The 16,280-nt window shown below is 69.7% G+C and carries 14 protein-coding genes; 12 read left to right on the forward strand and 2 right to left on the reverse strand.

The window, feature by feature from the left end; translation table 11 throughout:
• Positions 1 to 19: 19 nt before the first annotated feature.
• The 8 genes from ABTU92_RS25660 to ABTU92_RS25695 all read left to right on the forward strand — a co-directional run bounded on the left by ABTU92_RS25660 (position 20) and on the right by ABTU92_RS25695 (position 11,004).
• Positions 20 to 913 carry a LysR family transcriptional regulator gene (locus ABTU92_RS25660; protein ID WP_408094442.1) on the forward strand — a complete coding sequence of 298 codons (894 nt, stop codon included), beginning with the start codon at positions 20 to 22 and terminating at the stop codon, positions 911 to 913.
• 269 nt (positions 914 to 1,182) lie between these two features.
• Positions 1,183 to 3,273 (forward strand): hydantoinase/oxoprolinase family protein, encoded by a 2,091-nt coding sequence (locus ABTU92_RS25665; RefSeq protein WP_408094443.1) that lies wholly within the window; start codon positions 1,183 to 1,185, stop codon positions 3,271 to 3,273.
• A 205-nt stretch (positions 3,274 to 3,478) separates the two neighbouring features.
• Positions 3,479 to 5,350, forward strand: coding sequence for a hydantoinase B/oxoprolinase family protein (locus tag ABTU92_RS25670; RefSeq protein ID WP_408094444.1), 1,872 nt, complete (start codon positions 3,479 to 3,481; stop codon positions 5,348 to 5,350).
• A 65-nt stretch (positions 5,351 to 5,415) separates the two neighbouring features.
• On the forward strand, positions 5,416 to 6,510 hold the full coding sequence (locus tag ABTU92_RS25675) for a ring-opening amidohydrolase (protein ID WP_408094445.1): 1,095 nt from the start codon (positions 5,416 to 5,418) through the stop codon (positions 6,508 to 6,510).
• A gap of 160 nt (positions 6,511 to 6,670) precedes the next feature.
• Positions 6,671 to 7,651 (forward strand): ABC transporter substrate-binding protein, encoded by a 981-nt coding sequence (locus ABTU92_RS25680; RefSeq protein ID WP_408094446.1) that lies wholly within the window; start codon positions 6,671 to 6,673, stop codon positions 7,649 to 7,651.
• Positions 7,652 to 7,835: 184 nt separating this feature from the next.
• Positions 7,836 to 8,699 (forward strand): ABC transporter ATP-binding protein, encoded by an 864-nt coding sequence (locus tag ABTU92_RS25685; RefSeq protein WP_408094447.1) that lies wholly within the window; start codon positions 7,836 to 7,838, stop codon positions 8,697 to 8,699.
• Positions 8,696 to 9,454 carry an ABC transporter permease gene (locus ABTU92_RS25690; RefSeq protein ID WP_408094448.1) on the forward strand — a complete coding sequence of 253 codons (759 nt, stop codon included), beginning with the start codon at positions 8,696 to 8,698 and terminating at the stop codon, positions 9,452 to 9,454. Before ABTU92_RS25685 ends, ABTU92_RS25690 begins: the two co-directional genes overlap by 4 nt.
• 326 nt (positions 9,455 to 9,780) lie before the next feature.
• Positions 9,781 to 11,004 carry a M24 family metallopeptidase gene (locus ABTU92_RS25695; protein WP_408094449.1) on the forward strand — a complete coding sequence of 408 codons (1,224 nt, stop codon included), beginning with the start codon at positions 9,781 to 9,783 and terminating at the stop codon, positions 11,002 to 11,004.
• Between the two features lie 130 nt (positions 11,005 to 11,134).
• On the opposite strand, the gene ABTU92_RS25700 is transcribed toward ABTU92_RS25695, so the two are convergent.
• Positions 11,135 to 12,361: an FAD-dependent monooxygenase gene (locus ABTU92_RS25700; RefSeq protein ID WP_408094450.1), complete on the reverse strand. Its 1,227-nt coding sequence runs from the start codon at positions 12,359 to 12,361 to the stop codon at positions 11,135 to 11,137.
• 12 nt (positions 12,362 to 12,373) lie between these two features.
• Entirely contained in the window at positions 12,374 to 12,622 is a 249-nt protein-coding gene (locus ABTU92_RS25705) for a zinc-finger domain-containing protein (protein ID WP_408094451.1), read from the reverse strand.
• Positions 12,623 to 12,785: 163 nt separating this feature from the next.
• On the opposite strand from ABTU92_RS25705, the gene ABTU92_RS25710 reads away from it, so the two are divergent.
• The 4 genes from ABTU92_RS25710 (at position 12,786) to ABTU92_RS25725 (ending at position 16,123) form a co-directional block, all read left to right on the forward strand.
• Positions 12,786 to 13,970, forward strand: a complete 1,185-nt coding sequence (locus ABTU92_RS25710; RefSeq protein ID WP_408094452.1) for a hypothetical protein — start codon at positions 12,786 to 12,788, stop codon at positions 13,968 to 13,970.
• 29 nt (positions 13,971 to 13,999) lie between these two features.
• Complete coding sequence (locus tag ABTU92_RS25715) at positions 14,000 to 14,752, forward strand: alpha/beta fold hydrolase (RefSeq protein ID WP_408094453.1); 753 nt, start codon at positions 14,000 to 14,002, stop codon at positions 14,750 to 14,752.
• A gap of 179 nt (positions 14,753 to 14,931) precedes the next feature.
• Positions 14,932 to 15,753: a serine O-acetyltransferase gene (gene cysE, locus ABTU92_RS25720; protein WP_408094454.1), complete on the forward strand. Its 822-nt coding sequence runs from the start codon at positions 14,932 to 14,934 to the stop codon at positions 15,751 to 15,753.
• 160 nt (positions 15,754 to 15,913) lie between these two features.
• The gene (locus ABTU92_RS25725) at positions 15,914 to 16,123 is read left to right on the forward strand and encodes a DUF3126 family protein (protein WP_111357593.1); all 210 of its coding nucleotides are present in this window, start codon (positions 15,914 to 15,916) and stop codon (positions 16,121 to 16,123) included.
• Positions 16,124 to 16,280 lie beyond the last annotated feature (157 nt).

The following is a 16,280-nucleotide window of genomic DNA, read 5'->3' on the forward strand; positions in this document are numbered from 1 at the left end:
CGGATCGGCGGAGGCGAGAATGGAGCTCCGTCAGATCCGCTACGCCCTGAGCGTCGCCCGCGAGCGCAGTTTTACCCGCGCTGCGGAACGGCTGAACGTGTCGCAGTCGGCCGTGAGCGAGCAGGTGCGGATGCTGGAGGAGAGCATCGGCTTCTCGCTGTTCCGCCGCACGCCGCGCGGCATCGAGGTGACGGAGGCGGGCCGCACCTTCTTCTACGAGGCCGAGCGCGTCGTCGGCGACTTCGACAGCCTCGGCGACATCGCCCGGCGGCTCAAGCGCGCGCCGTCCGAGACCTTCACGCTCGCCATGGGCTCCGGCATGGCCCAGATCGTGATCCCCAAGCTGTTCCACGCGGTGCCGGACAGCCTGCGCACCGTGCGCCTCGACATCCTCACGGCACCGACCAGGACCATCTTCGCGCTGCTCGCCGAGGAGAAGATCGACGCCGGCCTCGCGATCGAATCCGACCCCGAGCACGTGCCGCCCGGCATCGTGTTCGAGCCGCTGGCGGAGGCCGAGCTGACCCTGATCGCGCATCCGGCGCATCCGCTCGCCCGTGGCACGAGCGCGGTCGATCTCGGCCGCCTGGTGCTGGAGCCGATCGTGATGAGCGAGCTCTCGGTCGGCTACGGCCGCGTCGTCCACGCGATGTTCGCCGATCTCGGGATCCGGCCCAACATCCTCGCGGTCGCCGACAACATCGAGACCATCAAGGTGATCGTGCAGTCGGGGCGGGGGCTCGCCATCGTGCCGCGCGCCTGCGTCGAGAACGAGGTCGCGCTCGGCGTGCTGCGGGCGCTGCCGATCACGCCGCAACGCAACATCCGCATGAACCTCTACCGCCGCCGCCATGCCCTGTCGCGCCGCAAGGAGAGCCACTTCGCCGTGGTGCGCGCCGCGCTGGTGGGGTGAAGTGGCGCGCGATACTGCGTCGATCCGCCTCATCCTGAGGAGCCCGCGCAGCGGGCGTCTCGAAGGATGGCGGCCACATGGTTCGAGACGCGCTCCTGCGGAGCGCTCCTCACGATGAGGCGCTCGGGTGGTGCGCGCCGCACTCCGAGCCATCTGATTTTCCGATAATGGCTTCGCCAATCCCGCTTGGACAAGGACAACTGCGATTCGCATACTTTTGCTGTCGGACCTCGCGCCCGCTCCGGGCGCCTCATCGAAAGACGCACAGGATGACGCAAGGCGCGACGCAGGCGGGAGTGCGGATCGGCATCGACACCGGCGGCACCTTCACGGACATCGTCGCGGTCGACGCCGCCACGGGCGCCATGCGGGTCACCAAGGTCGCCTCGACGCCGAAGAATCCGGCGATCGGCCTGGTGCGCGGGGTCGTCGAGATCCTGAAGAGTGCCGATGCCGACATCGCCGACGTCACCGGCCTCGCGCACGGGACGACGGTCGCGACCAACGCGCTGCTGCAGGGCGCGATCGACAGTCTCGGCCTGATCGTCACCGAAGGCTTCCGCCACGTTCTCGAGATCGCCCGCCAATCGGTGCCGGACGGCTACGGCAACTCCTACTTCTGGGTGAAGCCCGATCGCCTCGTGCCGCTGCATCGCGTGCGCGAGGTCGGCGGGCGGCTCGACTTTCTCGGCCGCGAGCTGCGGCCGCTCGACGAGAACGCCGTGCGGGCGGCGGCGCGCGCCTTCAAGCAGCAGGGGATCGAGGCGATCGGCATCTGCCTGATCCACGCCTACGCCAATCCCGAGCACGAGCGCCGCGTCGCCGCGATCGTCGCGGAGGAGTACCCGGAGGCCGTGCTGTCGCTCTCCTGCGAGGTGCTGCCCGAGTATCGCGAGTACGAGCGCACCGTCACGACGCTGGTCGACGCCTTCGTGAAGCCTCACGTCGGCCGCTATCTGCGCCGCATCGCCGACGAGCTCGGCCCCGAGTTGCGGAAGGTGCCGTTCCTGGTCATGCAGTCCTCGGGCGGCGTCGCCGGCGCCGAGCAGGTGATGAGGAAGCCGATCACCACGGCGCTCTCCGGCCCGGCCGCCGGCGCGCTCGGCTCCGCCGTGATCGCCGAGATCGCCGGCTTTCCCGATCTCGTGACGCTCGACGCCGGCGGCACGTCCACGGATCTGTGTCTGATCGAGAAGGGGCGGCCGACCGTCACCAATGGCGGGTCGGTCGGGCCCTTTCCGGTGCGGCTGCCGATGATCGACATCAAGACGATCGGCACCGGCGGCGGCTCGATCGCCTGGATTTCCCGCGAGGGCCATCTGAAGGTCGGACCGAAATCGGCCGGCGCCGATCCTGGACCGATGTGCTATCCGAACGGCGGCGATCAGCCGACCATCACGGACGCGAATCTGGTGCTCGGCCGCATCCCGCCGGCGCTGATCGGCGGTGGCATCCCGCTCGACCGCGAACGGGCGCGGGCGGGTCTCGCGGCGCTCGCCGCGCAGCTGCCGGGCGACATGAGCCCGGAACGGCTCGCCGAAGGCATCATCGAGATCGCCAACTGGAACCAGGCGAACGCCATCCGCCAGATGACCGTGCAGCGCGGCATCGATCCGCGCGACTTCGCGCTCCTGTCGTTCGGCGGATCGGGCCCGGCGCAGTCGCCGGCCGTGATGGCGCTCGTCGGGATGAAGGCCTGCATCGTGCCGCCCAATCCCGGCAACCTCTCGGCCTTCGGACTCCTGGCGGTCGACTGGCGAACTGATCACATCGTCACCAAGGTGATGCACGAGTGTGCGATCGACGTCGCCGTCGTGGCCGGGATCTACGCCGACCTGGAGGACGATGCGCGAAAGACGCTGGAGCGCGACGGCATCGCGGCCGAGCGGGTGCGGCTCGTGCGCGAGGCGGACATCCGCTATGCCGGCCAGTCCATGGAGGTGCGGGTGGTCGCGCCCGGCGGGCCGGTCGACGAGAGTTTCATCGCCGGCCTGATCGACGCTTTTCACGCGGCGCATCGAAAGACCTTTGGGTACGACTATCGCGGCCGCCAGCAGATCGAGCTGGTCAACGTCACGGTCTCTGGCTTCGGCGTGATCGAGCGTCCGGCGATGCCGCGGCTCGCCCCGCGCGAGGGCGCCGTGGTGCCGCCGGCGCGGCGGCCGGTTTGGTTCGGCGGCGCCTTCGTCGACACGCCGATCTTCTCGCGCGCCACGTTGGCGCCGGGCGAGACGATCGTCGGGCCCCTCGTGGTGGAGGAGTTCGGCTCCACCACGGTGGTCTTCCCGGGCCAGGCCCTGACCGTGGACCCGCACGGCATCCTGATCATCCGGGCCGAGAGCGGCGAGGCCGGACGATGACCATGCAGCCGCATGACGTGATCAGGTGGGCAGAGCGCACGCCTCCTTCGCTCCCTCCCCCCTTGTGGGGGAGGGACGGGGAGGGGGGTGAGCCACAAACGCGGAGCGGGGTCGCTACCCCCCTCCCTAGCCCTCCCCCACAAGGGGGGAGGGAACAGGCTGCGGCGCGTCGCGATCGTATCGGCAGGCAGGAGCGGGTGCGGTGATGGACATGATGACCACCACGACTTCCGCCAAAGTCGCCGTCGATCCGATCGTCCTGCAGATCGTCGAGGGGACGCTGAACTCGATCGAGGCCGAGATCGAGTACGCCATCGAGCGCACGGCGCGCTCGCCGATGATCCGCGAGGCGCACGACTACCGGGTCGGGCTGTTCGATCGCAGGTGCCGCAAGCTCACCGGCCGCTCCTACTCGGCGATGCCGAACGCCGTGGTGCGCGACTTTCCGCCCGAGACCATGCGCCCCGGCGACGTCTTTCTGATGAACGACACCTATCTGACCGAAGGCTCGATCGGCCATCTGCCGGATCTGTGCTCCACCGTGCCGGTGTTTCACGACGGCGAGGTGGTCGCCTTCATCCAGGCCTTCGGGCATCACGACGACATCGGCGGCCGCGTGCCGGGCTCGATGCCGGGCACGGCGACCTCGGTGTTCGAGGAAGGCCTCGCGGTGCCGCCCATAAAATTCTACGACCAGGGCGTGCGCAACGAGGCGGCCTTCACGATCATCAAGCGCAACACGCGCGTCCCCGAGATGCTGGCGGCCGACCTCGACTCCGAGATGCAGGCCTGCCTGATGGGCGCGCGCCGCATGGCCGAGCTGTTCGAGCGGTTCGGCCGCGAGACGGTCGAGGCGTGCTTCCAGGCCATCCTGGACAAGTGCCGCGACATCTTCGCCGACGAGCTGCTCCCGAAGATCGCCGACGGCGAATATGCGTGGGAGGATTTCGTCGAGCACGACGGGCTGACCGATCCCAAGCTGCACAAGCTCGCGCTGAAGATGATCAAGCGCGGACGAAAGATCACGCTCGACTTCACCGGCACGGACCCGCAGTCGGCGGGGCCGATCAACTGGCCGGCCGACTACGCCGACGGCGCCTTCCTGATCAAGTGGATCGCGCCGATCCTGCGCAACCTCGCCGACACGCCGGAACGCGCCGCCGAGATCGACGTCAACGAGGGCGTCTGCGAGGTGTTCGACGTGATCTTCCCGCCCAAGGGCACGCTGATCACGCCCGAATGGCCGGCACCGACCAATGCGCGCTCATTCGTTCTGCTGCGCTGCCTCGGCCTGCTCGCCGGCACGGTGGCGCAGGCCGTCGACGGCCGCATCCCGGCCGACCAGGAGACGATCCGCTACACGGGCTTCTTCGGCATCGGGCGCGACGGCACGCCGTTCCTGTCGCGCGAGGTGCTGGGCGGCGGCTCGGGCGGGCGCTGGTACGCGGACGGGAACGACGCCATCCACATCGTGCCGGATTCGCGCAACCAGCCGGCCGAGTTCACCGAGACGCGATTCCCTCTGCTGGTCGAGAAGCTCGCGCTGCGCGTGGACTCGGGCGGTGCCGGCTACCGTCGCGGCGGCCTCGGCTACGAGAAGCACTATCGCGCCCTGGTCGACTGCCGCACCATCGTGACGGCCGACCGGGTGCGGCTCGGCTGCTACGGCGTCAACGGCGGCGCGGCCGGACAGCCCTTCTGCGTCACGGTCGATGCGGAAGGCGAGGCGCGCGCGCTCGGCGGCCTCGTCGACGGCGAGCCCGTGAAGGCCGGGCAGGTGGTGCGGGTGGTGACGACGGGCGGCGGCGGTTGGGGTGATCCGCTTTTGCGCGAGCCGGAGCTGGTGGCGCGGGACGTCACCGAGGGCCGCGTCTCGCCGGACGCGGCGCGCCACGACTACGGCGTGGTTCTGACCATCGGTACCGACGGCGTTGCGATCCCCGATACGAACGCCACGGCCGCACTGCGGGATGAAATCAGGTTGCGGCGGGCCGCGCCGCTGTCGATGATCGACCGCGGCCCGGGATTCCAAGCGATACTGCGCGGCGAAGGCAAGCCGTGGATCAGAACGAGCTGACGACGCCGCGCCGCCAGCCGATGACGACGACTGCGAATACAATGACGATAAAGGAGACCCGAAGCATGGCGATCGATGTCGCCAAGATCGAGATCAAGAGCGTGCAGGACGCCTCCGGGCTCGCCGCCTGCATCGACGCCGGACAATTCTCCGCCGACCAGGTGATCGCCGTCATCGGCAAGACCGAGGGCAACGGCGGCGTCAACGATTTCACCCGGCTCCTGTCGGACCAGGCGTTCCGCCGCGTGCTGAAGAGCAAGGGCAAGCGCAGCGAGGCCGAGATCGCCGGCATCCCGATGGTGTGGTCGGGCGGCTGCGACGGGGTGATCACGCCGCACGCGACCGTGTTCGCGCGCGACGAGAGGACCGGCCCGGCCGACAAGGCGCGGCTCGCCATCGGCACGGCGCTGTCCGAGGATCTGCTCCCCGAGGACATCGGCCGGCCCGCCATGGTCGAGAAGGTCGCGGCCGCCGTGAGGGCGGCGATGCGCGACGCGGGGATCGAGAACCCGAAGGACGTGCACTACGTCCAGACCAAGACGCCGCTTCTCACCATCGATTCGGTGCGCGACGCGGAGCATCGCGGCAAGACGGTCGCCTGCGAGGTGCACGACTCGATGGGTGTGTCGAACGGCACGACGGCGCTCGGCATCGCCGTGGCGCTCGGCGAGATCGCGATGCCCAAGGCGGAGGAGATCTGCAAGAATCTCGATCTCTACTCCTCGGTCGCCTCCTGCTCGTCGGGCGTCGAGCTGACCAAGGCGCAGATCGTGCTGCTCGGCAACAAGCCGGGGGCGGGCGGGCGCTACCGCATCGGCCACGCCGTGATGAAGGACGCGCTCGACATCGACGGCATCTACGACGCGATCCGGAACGCCGGCCTCGACCTGCCGGAGCGCGCCCGCGCCGCCGATCTGAACGGCAAGCTCGTCAACGTCTTCATCAAATGCGAGGCGGACAAGCGGGCGAGCCTGCGTGGCCGTCGCCAGATCATGCTCGACGATTCCGACGTGCATCACCACCGCCACGCCAAGGGCGCGGTCGGCGGCGTCGCCGCGGCGGCGATCGGCGACCCCTGCGTCTTCGTGTCGGTCGACGCCATGCATCAGGGCCCGCATGGTGGTGGCCCGGTGATCGCCATCGTCGACGTCGGGGAGTGACGGCGCCGGGTGGCACGCGCCTTGCTTGAAATACACTGAATTCGGAGTGCGGCACGCCGCACTCCGGTCTTCTGATCCGACAACCGTCCAACCCCCTGACCCGCCGTTCCTCCTGAGCATACCGCGCGGCGAAGAGGCCAGGACCCACGGGAGCCGTCTGATGAAGCTGTTCGGAACGATCGGAGCGCTCGCCGCCGCGCTCGTGGCCCTCGGCGTCTCGGGCGCCCCGGCCGCGGCGCAGGACAAGGTGAAGGTCGGGGTGTTCCCGATCTCCTCCTCGCTGCCCTATTTCGTGGCGATCGAGCGGGGCTACTTCAAGTCCCGCAACATCGAGCCCGAGACCATCAAGCTGATGGGCGGCCCGGCCAATGTCGCGGCGCTGATGACCAACCAGATCGAGGTCTCGGCCGTTCTGGTCACGCTCGAAGGCCTCAACGCCAACGTCAAGAAGCCGGGCGTCGCCATGTACATCGCGATGCACAGCCAGACGCCCGACTACAAGATGGAGCAGTTCGTCGTCCGCACCGGCCTCGTCGACAAGGTGAAGACGATCGCCGATCTCAAGGGCCTCAAGCTGATGTCGGCGCCCGGGCCGGCGAACCTCAACACGGCGAAGGGCGTGCTCGCCAAGGTCGGGCTGAAGGACGGCGACTACACGATCGATCAGCTCGACATGGGCCAGCACGTCAACGCCATGAAGGCCGGCACCTTCGACGGCGGCTACACGCTGGAGCCCGGTGCAACCATCATGGAGAAGATGGGCGTGGCCAAGCGCATCGAGGCCGGCGTGATCTCGACCTACATCCTCGGCAATCCGAAGGCCGATGCGTTCGCGGCGGGCTGCGCCTTCACGTCGGACTTCATCGCCAAGCGTCCGGACGTCGCCAAGCGCTTCGCGGAAGGCTGGGCCGAGGCCGTAGACTACATCAAGAAGAACCCGACGGAGGCGCGAAAGTACCTCGCCAAGAACACGATGACGCCGGACAACGTCGTCGACGAGGTGCCGATGCTCGGCTACACGATGACCAAGGACATGAGCCCCGAGCAGCTTCGCTGGCTGCAGCAGTTCGCCGACTTCGGCACCGAGATCGGCGTCGTGCCGGAGAAGATCGACGTGAAGACGGTCGTGAAGGGGTTCTGATGACGCTGCGCAGGGGACAGCGTCGAAGTCCGCTCATCCCCGCGCAAGCGGGGATCCAGGGCCGCACGACGGGGGGCACCTCGTATTGTCGCCCTTGGGTCCCCGCCTTCGCGGGGACGAGCGGGACCGAGAGGTCTGTCCCGTGTCGCCCAACCCGGTCATAGCTGCCGACAGGTCGCCGCTCATGGACGCCACGCCGGACGCCGTCCGCTCCTCGCCGATGGGATACTCGTCGCCCGATCGTCACGACGAGGAGTTCCCCTCGACCCCGCCGGTGGGCGGAGTCGGCAAGCGGCCGCACGTCACCATCCGGGGCCTCAGCAAGCGTTTCGGCAAGACCGTCATCTACGACGACTTCGATCTCGACATCCCGCGCGGCGAGCTGATTTCGGTGTTCGGCCCGAACGGCTGCGGCAAGAGCACGCTGATCAACATGATCGCCGGGCTGATCCCGGTCGACGCCGGCCGCATCCTGTTCGACGGGATGCTGCTCTCCGAGATCAAGTTCGGCTACGTGTTCCAGAACTACCGCGAGGCGCTGTTCCCCTGGATGCGCGCCTTCGACAACATCGCCTATCCGCTGAAGCTGATGAAGGTGCCGGCGGCGGAGCGCAAGGCGCGTACCGAGGCGCTGGTCGCGCGGCTCGGCGTCAAGATCGACCTCAACCTCCATCCCTATCACATGTCGGGCGGCCAGCAGCAGCTCGTCTCGATCATGCGCGCGCTCGTCGTCGAGCCCGAGATCCTGTTCCTCGACGAGCCGTTCTCGGCGCTCGACTACGAGATGACGCTGTTCATGCGCGAGCAACTCCAGAAGCTGTTCATCGAGAGCGGCACCACCATGGTGCTGGTCTCGCACGACCTCGAGGAGGCCGTGTATCTCGCCGACCGGGTGCTGCTGCTGTCGCGTCACCCCGCCCGGGTCGCCGACTTCGTGCCCGTCAACGTGCCGCGGCCGCGCGGCGACGAGACGCTGTCGGATCCCGAGTTCGTCCGGCTCAAGGCGCACTGCCTCGAGGTGTTCCAGCGCGAGGTGAGGCGAGGATGATCCGCAGGCTCGATTCGCTGCTGCCGCTGGTCGGCGTCGCCGGCCTGCTCGCCATCTGGTCGCTGGTCACGGCGCGCGGCTGGGTCGACCCGGTGCTGCTGCCGTCGCCGGCCGAGACCTTCAAGGCCTTCTGGAAGGGCATGGACGGCGGTGCGCTCGGGTTCGACTTCGTCAAGACCGTCTACCGCACGACCATGGCGACCATCATCGCGGCCGTCATCGCCATCCCGCTCGGCATCATTCTCGGCTCGTCGGAGCGGCTCTACCGCTCGCTCGAATTCGTCATCGACTTCTTCCGCTCCACCCCGGCCTCGGCCATGTTCCCGCTGTTCCTGGTGCTGTTCGGGGTCGGCGACGAGACCAAGATCTCGGTCGCCGCGTTCGGCGCCATCCTGGTGATCCTGTTCAACGTCGCCTACGGCGTCATGAACGCGCGAAAGACCCGGCTACTCGCCGCCAAGGTGATGGGCGCGTCGCGGCTGCGGGTGCTGTTCGACGTGATGCTGTGGGAGTCGCTGCCGCAGACCTTCGTCGGGCTCCGCAACGGCGTGTCGCTGGCGCTCGTCATCATCGTCGTCGCCGAGATGTTCATCGGCTCGCAGGACGGGCTCGGCCACAGCGTCTTCGAGGCCCAGCAGCTCTTCGACATGCCGCGCATGTACGCGGCGATCGCCGCCGCCGGCGCGCTCGGCTACGGGCTGAACCTGCTGTTCCTCACGATCGAGCGCCGTTTCGTGCACTGGTCGGGGAAGTAGGGGACTCGTCATTCCGGGGCGCGCCGAAGGCGCGTACCCGGAATCCAGCCACGAATGCGAAGCGTGCCGCTGGATTCCGGGTTCGCGGGCTTTGCCCGCGCCCCGGAATGACGTTGCTCTCGCTGCACCGCACACCTGTCATACAGGGTCCGGGAGACAATTCGTCGCCCTTCGTTTCCGCGACGGCTGCTCTGCACGGCCGCGGGTTCTGTGCGCGCGGCGGGGTCGTGTAGTCTCCTGAGCCCCGATGATCGCGGACCCGGGATCCCCTCCCGGGCGGCTCGACCCGACCGCGACAGCTTAGAAAATCCGAGGAGACAGTCCGCATGGACCGGTATGCGCGCGGCCCCTTCAATGTCGGCTACGAGAGGCGCCTCGACGTCGCCGCGCTGCGGCAGAAGCGCATCGCGAAGGCGCAGGAGCAACGCCGCAAGGCCGGGCTCGACGCGCTGCTCGTCTGGAAGGACGAGAACCAGCGTTACCTCACCGATCTGCGGCCGCAGCTCATCACCGGCAAGACGACGGCGCTCAACGGCGCGCTGCTGGTCGAGGGGCGCGCGCCCATCCTGTTCTGCTCGGGCGGCGAGCGCGACCGCGTCGACCTCACCATGCCGTGGATCGAGGAGGCCCACACCATCCCGATCATCGAGGAGGTCGCCCTCGTCGACGGCATGGTCAAGGACATCCTCGGGCCCGTGCTGCGCAAGTACGGCCTCGCCGACGCCAAGCTCGGCCTCGACGAGGCCAACACGGTCTTCGTGAAGGCGCTGCAGCGACATTTCCCCAAGCTCGCCATCGAGGACGGCGACACCCCGATGCTGATGGCGCGGCGCCACAAGCTTCCCGAGGAGATCGTGCTGCTGGAGGAGGCGACCGCCATCGCCGATGCCGTCACGGCCTCGGCGACGGCGGCGATCGCCGACGGGGTGCGCGAATGCGAGGTCGCCGGCGAGGCGATGCGCACGCTGTTCCGGCTCGGCGGCGAGTACTCGCACGTGATGACGCCGTTCGTCGCGTCCGGCGAGCATATGGCGCCGCCCAACCGCATCTGCGGCGACAAGCTGATCCGCTCCGGCGACATCGTCTTCATCGACATCGGCGCGGCCTATGGCGGCTATTTCGGCGACGTCGCCCGCGCCGTCATCTGCGGCAAGCCGTCCGATCAGCAGAAGCGGATCTTCACGGCCGTCTACGAAGGGCTGATGGCCGGCATCGCCGAGATGCGGCCCGGCCGCACCAACAAGGACTGCACCGACGCGATCGTGCGGGCGGCGGGCAAGCACGGGCTCGACGGCCGGTTCCTGTCGCTGTTCATCGCCCACGGCGTCGGCATCGGGGCGAACGAGCCGCCCTATATCGGCGAGACGCTGCCGGGCGCGCCGACCTACGAGTTCGAGCCCGGCATGGTGTTCGCGGTCGAGCCGCTGATCTGGGTGCCGGGCGTGCGCGGCGGCGGCGGCGTGCGGCTCGAGGACATGGTGCTGGTCACCGAGGGTGCCCCACACGTTCTGTCTCGCGCGCCCTATGACGAGAAGCTGATGCTGGGATAGGTTGTCCGCTCTCGTCCCGAGGAGGCTGCGAAGCAGCCATCTCGAAGGGCGAGGGTGACCTCATGGTTCGAGACGGCCGCTCCGCGGCCTCCTCACCATGAGGGGTGATGATCGGACCAAACGAAACTGATCACTCCGCCTGCACGGGCGGGGCGGGCGTCGCGAACGACGCCGGCGGCTGCCATTCGTAGACCCAGTCGTGCCGGGCCAGCACCGTCTCGCCGCCGACGAGGCGCATCGCCAGGTCGCGCAGCGCCGCGGCCGGCTGGCCGAGGTGATAGACCAGGTCGTTGCGGCGCGCCGCCCGCACGATGCCGGCGGTGCGGCCCCGGCGCCGGCTCTCGTAGTCGCGCAGCGCCGCCTGGGGCGCGTCCGGCCGCCGCGCCAGCGCATCCGCGAGAACCGCGGCGTCCTCGATCGCCATGGCGGCGCCCTGCGCCAGGAAGGGCAGGGTGGGGTGGACGGCGTCGCCGAGCAGCGTCACCGGCCCGCGGCCCCACTCTCGCGCCGCCGGGCGGCCGTGCAGCGACCAGCGCAGCCACTGCTGCGGCCGCGCCAGCAGGTCGCGCGCGGTGGCCGACCAGCGGTGTGCGGGGAAGTGCTCCAGCACCTCCTCGGGCAGCCCGGGGGCACTCCAGCCGGTGACGATCTCGTCGTCCTCGGCGATCGCCACGAGGTTGATCATGGCGCCGGCCCGGACGGGGTAGTGGACGAGATGGGCGCCGCGGCCGAGCCACAGGTTGACGGTGGGGGCGCGATGCTCCGGCGCGACCGCGTCGGCCGGCAACAGGGTGCGCCACGCCGTGCGCCCGGCCGCCAGCGCCGGGCCGTCGTCGAACAGCCGCGCCCGCACCCGCGACCACACGCCGTCGGCGCCGATCAGCACGAGCCCGGAAAACTCGCCGACGACCGTCGGTCCAGCCGACGCCACCGTCACGCCGTTGGCGTGCACGGCGTACTCGTCGACCCGGGCGCCGAGCACCAGCTTGATGTCCGGCCGGGTCGCGCAGAGCTTGAGCAGCACGGAGTGGAGGTCGCCGCGATGCGCGACCCAGTAGGGCGCGCCGTAGCGCTGCGGCGCGCTGCCGATCGGGATGCGGGCGAGGTCGTCGCCCTGCGCGTTGCGCACCCGCACCGCGTCGGGCGTCACCGCGACGGCGCTCAGCTTCGGCGCTGCGCCGATCCCGATCAGCACGCGGGTGGCGTTCGGGGAAAGCTGCAGGCCGGCGCCGGTCGGCTCCAGCCGTGGGGCCTGCTCCAGCACCACGACCCGGAACCCACGGTCGGCGAGCGCGAGCGCCGCCGTCAGCCCGCCGATGCCGGCGCCGGCGATCAGGATCGTCCGCGACTCGACCACCGGGGGAGACGCCTAGGCGGCGCGGCTCTCCTCCAGCGCGCATTCGGGCGGCCGCGCCTCGAAGCCGTGCAGGGTGGCGTCGTGCTTGTAGAGGGTAGAGCAGTAGGGGCAGACGATCTCGCTGTCGTCCCCCATATCTAGAAACACGTGCGGATGATCGAAGGGCGGCTTGGCGCCGATGCACATGAAGCGCTTGGCCCCGATGGCGATCGTCTGAACGCCGGGATCGTTATGGAAGTGGGGTACGATCTTGTCCGCCATGATTCCACCTCTGCGGCAACGTCTTGTCAGCGATCCGGGTGTACGCGATCGGGATGTCCGCGAACGGAGCTTGGAGCGAGGCTGTCGTCCGGGCGTGAACGGAACCGGGTCGGCAGGACGACAAACGCGTGCGGACCATAGCGACACCGAATAGGATTTCCTAGTGCCGACAGAACGATCCGAGCGACGGGCAAGGCTGCGCAGCGAGTTCGCACTGCCATTCCTGGTGGTGGCGACCGTGGCGGGCGGCCTGTGGCTGGCCGCCCCGACGGCGCTCGACTCGGCCGGCCTGCTGCTCGACCAGAACGATCCCGTCCGGCTCGCCGATCGGGCGGTCAACAAGGCCCTCACCCCCACGGTCGCCCGCCGGGAGATCGAGGCCGCGCTCGCCGCCGGCGACGCCGACCTGGCCCAGAGCTTCGTCGCGCTCGCGCAGTCGCGGGCGATCGTGCTCGATCCGGGGCTTCTCGCCCGGGTGGCCGAGGCAGGTACGGCGTCCGCACAGGCGGCGCGCTCGGCGAAGAGCTTCGGGATGGGACTCGTCACGGGCGAGCCGGAGGACGGCGCCGGCCTCGCCGGCACGCTCTTGGGCGACCTGTTCGTCTTCGGCGACGTCCGCGACGCCGTCCGCGAAGGCGGCCGGCTGGCGACCGGGCACGAGGCGGACGAGCTGGTCCTCGGCCTCGCCTGCGTCGGCCTCGCCGTCACGGCCGGCACCTATGTGTCGCTCGGTGCGGCTGCGCCGGCCCGCGCCGGCGTGTCGGTCGTCAAGGCGGCCTGGAAGGCCGGCAAGATGGGGGCGGGGCTCGCCGCCTTCACGGCCCGGTCGTTGCGCGGCGTCGTCGATCTCGCCCAGGCCCGGCGCGCCATCTCCGGCACTGCGCTCCTGCAGCCTGCCGCCGCGGCGCGCGGCCTGAAGGCCGCCGTCAAGCTCGACAAGGCCGAGCCGCTGGTCGATCTCGTCCGCGACGCCGGCAAGGTGCAGGCCAAGGCCGGCACGCGCGCGGCCCTCGACGGGCTGAAGCTCGCCGAAGGTCCGAAGGACGTGGCGCGCCTCGCCAAGATCGCCGAGAAGAACGGCGGCAAGACGCGCGCGATCCTCAAGCTCGGCGGCCGCGCCGCGCTGGTGCTGACCACCGGCGCCATGACGCTGTTCAACTGGTCGTTCAGCGCGCTGATGTCGCTGATCTGGGCGCTCGTCCTGGTCAAGAGCCTGACCGAGCGCGCCACCCGCCGCGGGCTCGCCTTCGCCAAGAAGCGCCGCGCCCGCAAGGCCGCCCGGATGGCCGCCCGCGCCGCCGCGGCGAAGCCTTCGCTCACCCCGCAGCCGGCGGCACAGCCGGCCTGATCAAGCTCCTTCAACGTCCTTCAGTGAAAATGCTGTCCTTCAAGAACGGTCCTGTCGAGCTCGCCTATCTGGACAAGGGCGAGGGCGAGCCCATCGTGCTCGTCCACGGCTTCGCCTCCAGCAAGGAGGCCAACTGGGTGCATCCGCGCTGGGTCCACACCCTCACCCATGCGGGCCGCCGCGTGATCGCGCTCGACATGCGCGGCCACGGCGCCTCGACCAAGCTCTACGCGCCGGCCGCCTATCACGCCGGCGCCATGGCCGACGACGTGCGGGCGCTGCTCGACCATCTCGGCATCGGCAAGGCCGACGTGATGGGCTACTCGATGGGGGCGCGGGTGACGGCGTTCTTGGCGCTCGCCCATCCGGAGCGGGTGCGCTCGGCGACGCTCGGCGGGCTCGGCTGGCATCTGGTCGACGGCGCCGGCTTGCCGGATGCGGTGGCCGAGGCCATGGAGGCGCCGTCGCTCGCCGACGTCACCGATCCGCAGGGCCGCACCTTCCGGGCCTTCGCCGACCGCACGAAGTCCGATCTGCGGGCGCTCGCGGCCTGCATCCGCGGCTCGCGCCAGACGCTGTCGACCACCGAGATCGGCCGGCTGGAGCCGCCCGTGCTGATCGCCATCGGCACCAAGGACGAGGTCTCCGGTCCGGGCCGCCCGCTCGCCGACCTGATCCCCGGCGCCACGCTGGTCGACATCCCGGACCGCGACCACATGCTGGCGGTCGGCGACCGCGCCTACAAGGCGGCCGTGCTGGCGTTCCTGACCGAGCGGCCGTGAGCGAAAAACACGTCATTCCGGGGCGCGGACCGTCAGGTCCGTGAACCCGGAATCCAGCGGCGATCCTGGACGTCCGGGCTGGATTCCGGGTTCGCAGCTCCGCTGCGCCCCGGAATGACCCCGAAACACGTCACGGTCTGATATGATTGTGATCGGGGACACCGCGCCGGGAGAACGGCATGTTGCAGGACCGGAGCATCACCAGGACGCTCGGCCGCGTCGACCCGGTGTGGGACCGCATCCGCACCGAGGCGGAGGCGGTGGCGCGGCGCGAGCCGGAGCTCGCGTCCTTCGCCTATGCGAGCGTGCTGCATCACGATCGGCTGGAGGACGCGGTGGTGCATCGCGTCGCCGCGCGGCTCGACCATCCCGACTTCGGCAGCGAGCTCATTCGCGGCGCCTATCAGGACGCGCTGCACGGCAGCCCGGAGATCGGCGAGGCGTTCCGGGCCGACATCGTCGCGGTCGTCGACCGCGACCCGGCGACCAGCCGGTTTCTCGAGCCGCTCCTCTACTACAAGGGCTTTCACGCCATTCAGGCGCATCGGCTGGCGCACTGGCTGTGGAGCGGCGGGCGACGCGACTTCGCCCTCTATCTGCAGAGCCGGGCGTCGTCCGTGTTCGCCACCGACATCCACCCGGCGGCGCGGATCGGCCGCGGCGTCTTCCTCGACCACGCCACCGGCCTCGTCGTCGGCGAGACCGCCGTGATCGAGGACGACGTCTCGATCCTGCATCACGTCACGCTCGGCGGCACCGGTAACGAGACCGGCGACCGCCACCCGAAGATCCGCCACGGCGTGATGATCGGGGCGGGGGCCAAGATCCTCGGCAACATCGAGATCGGCCACTGCGCCCGCATCGCCGCCGGCTCGGTGGTGCTGCGCTCGGTGCCGCACAACACCACGGTCGCCGGCGTGCCCGCCAAGGTGGTCGGCGACGCCGGCTGCGCCGAGCCGTCGCACGCCATGGACCAGATGCTGCGCGAGCTCGGCCTCTAGGCCCGCGGCCGAAGCGAAATCGGCTTACGCCTCATACGGATGGCAGATGTCCACCGGGCGCCTTGCGCGACCGCGCCAGCCCCCGTATGGACTCCCCGACCATCCCGGCGCGCCGCTCCTGGCGCCGCCGCCGATCCCGACGACGGAAAAGGAGCCGCCCGTGGACGCCGTTGAAATCCGCAAGCTCGAAGGCTATCTGCGCCGCCTGTTCGGCAACGCCCGCCTGCGCGTCGTGCCGCGCCCCAAGAAGGACGATTCGGCCGAGGTCTATATCGGCGAGGAGTTCATCGGCGTGCTGTTCGTCGACGACGAGGACGACGACCGCTCCTACAACTTCCAGATGGCGATCCTGAGCACCGATCTGGAGTAGGGGGGCGGATTTGGTGAAAGCCTCGTGTCCCGGGCGCGGCGCTTCGCGCCGCGAACCGGGACCCCGGAGCGATCGGGCGAGGCGGTCGGATGTATCTTTTTTGGCTTATGGCCCGTCGTGGCGCTCTTAGGCCCCGGATCTGCGGCGCATCAGGCCT

Source organism: Rhodoplanes sp. SY1 (assembly GCF_046000175.1).
Taxonomy (GTDB): Bacteria; Pseudomonadota; Alphaproteobacteria; order Rhizobiales; family Xanthobacteraceae; genus Rhodoplanes.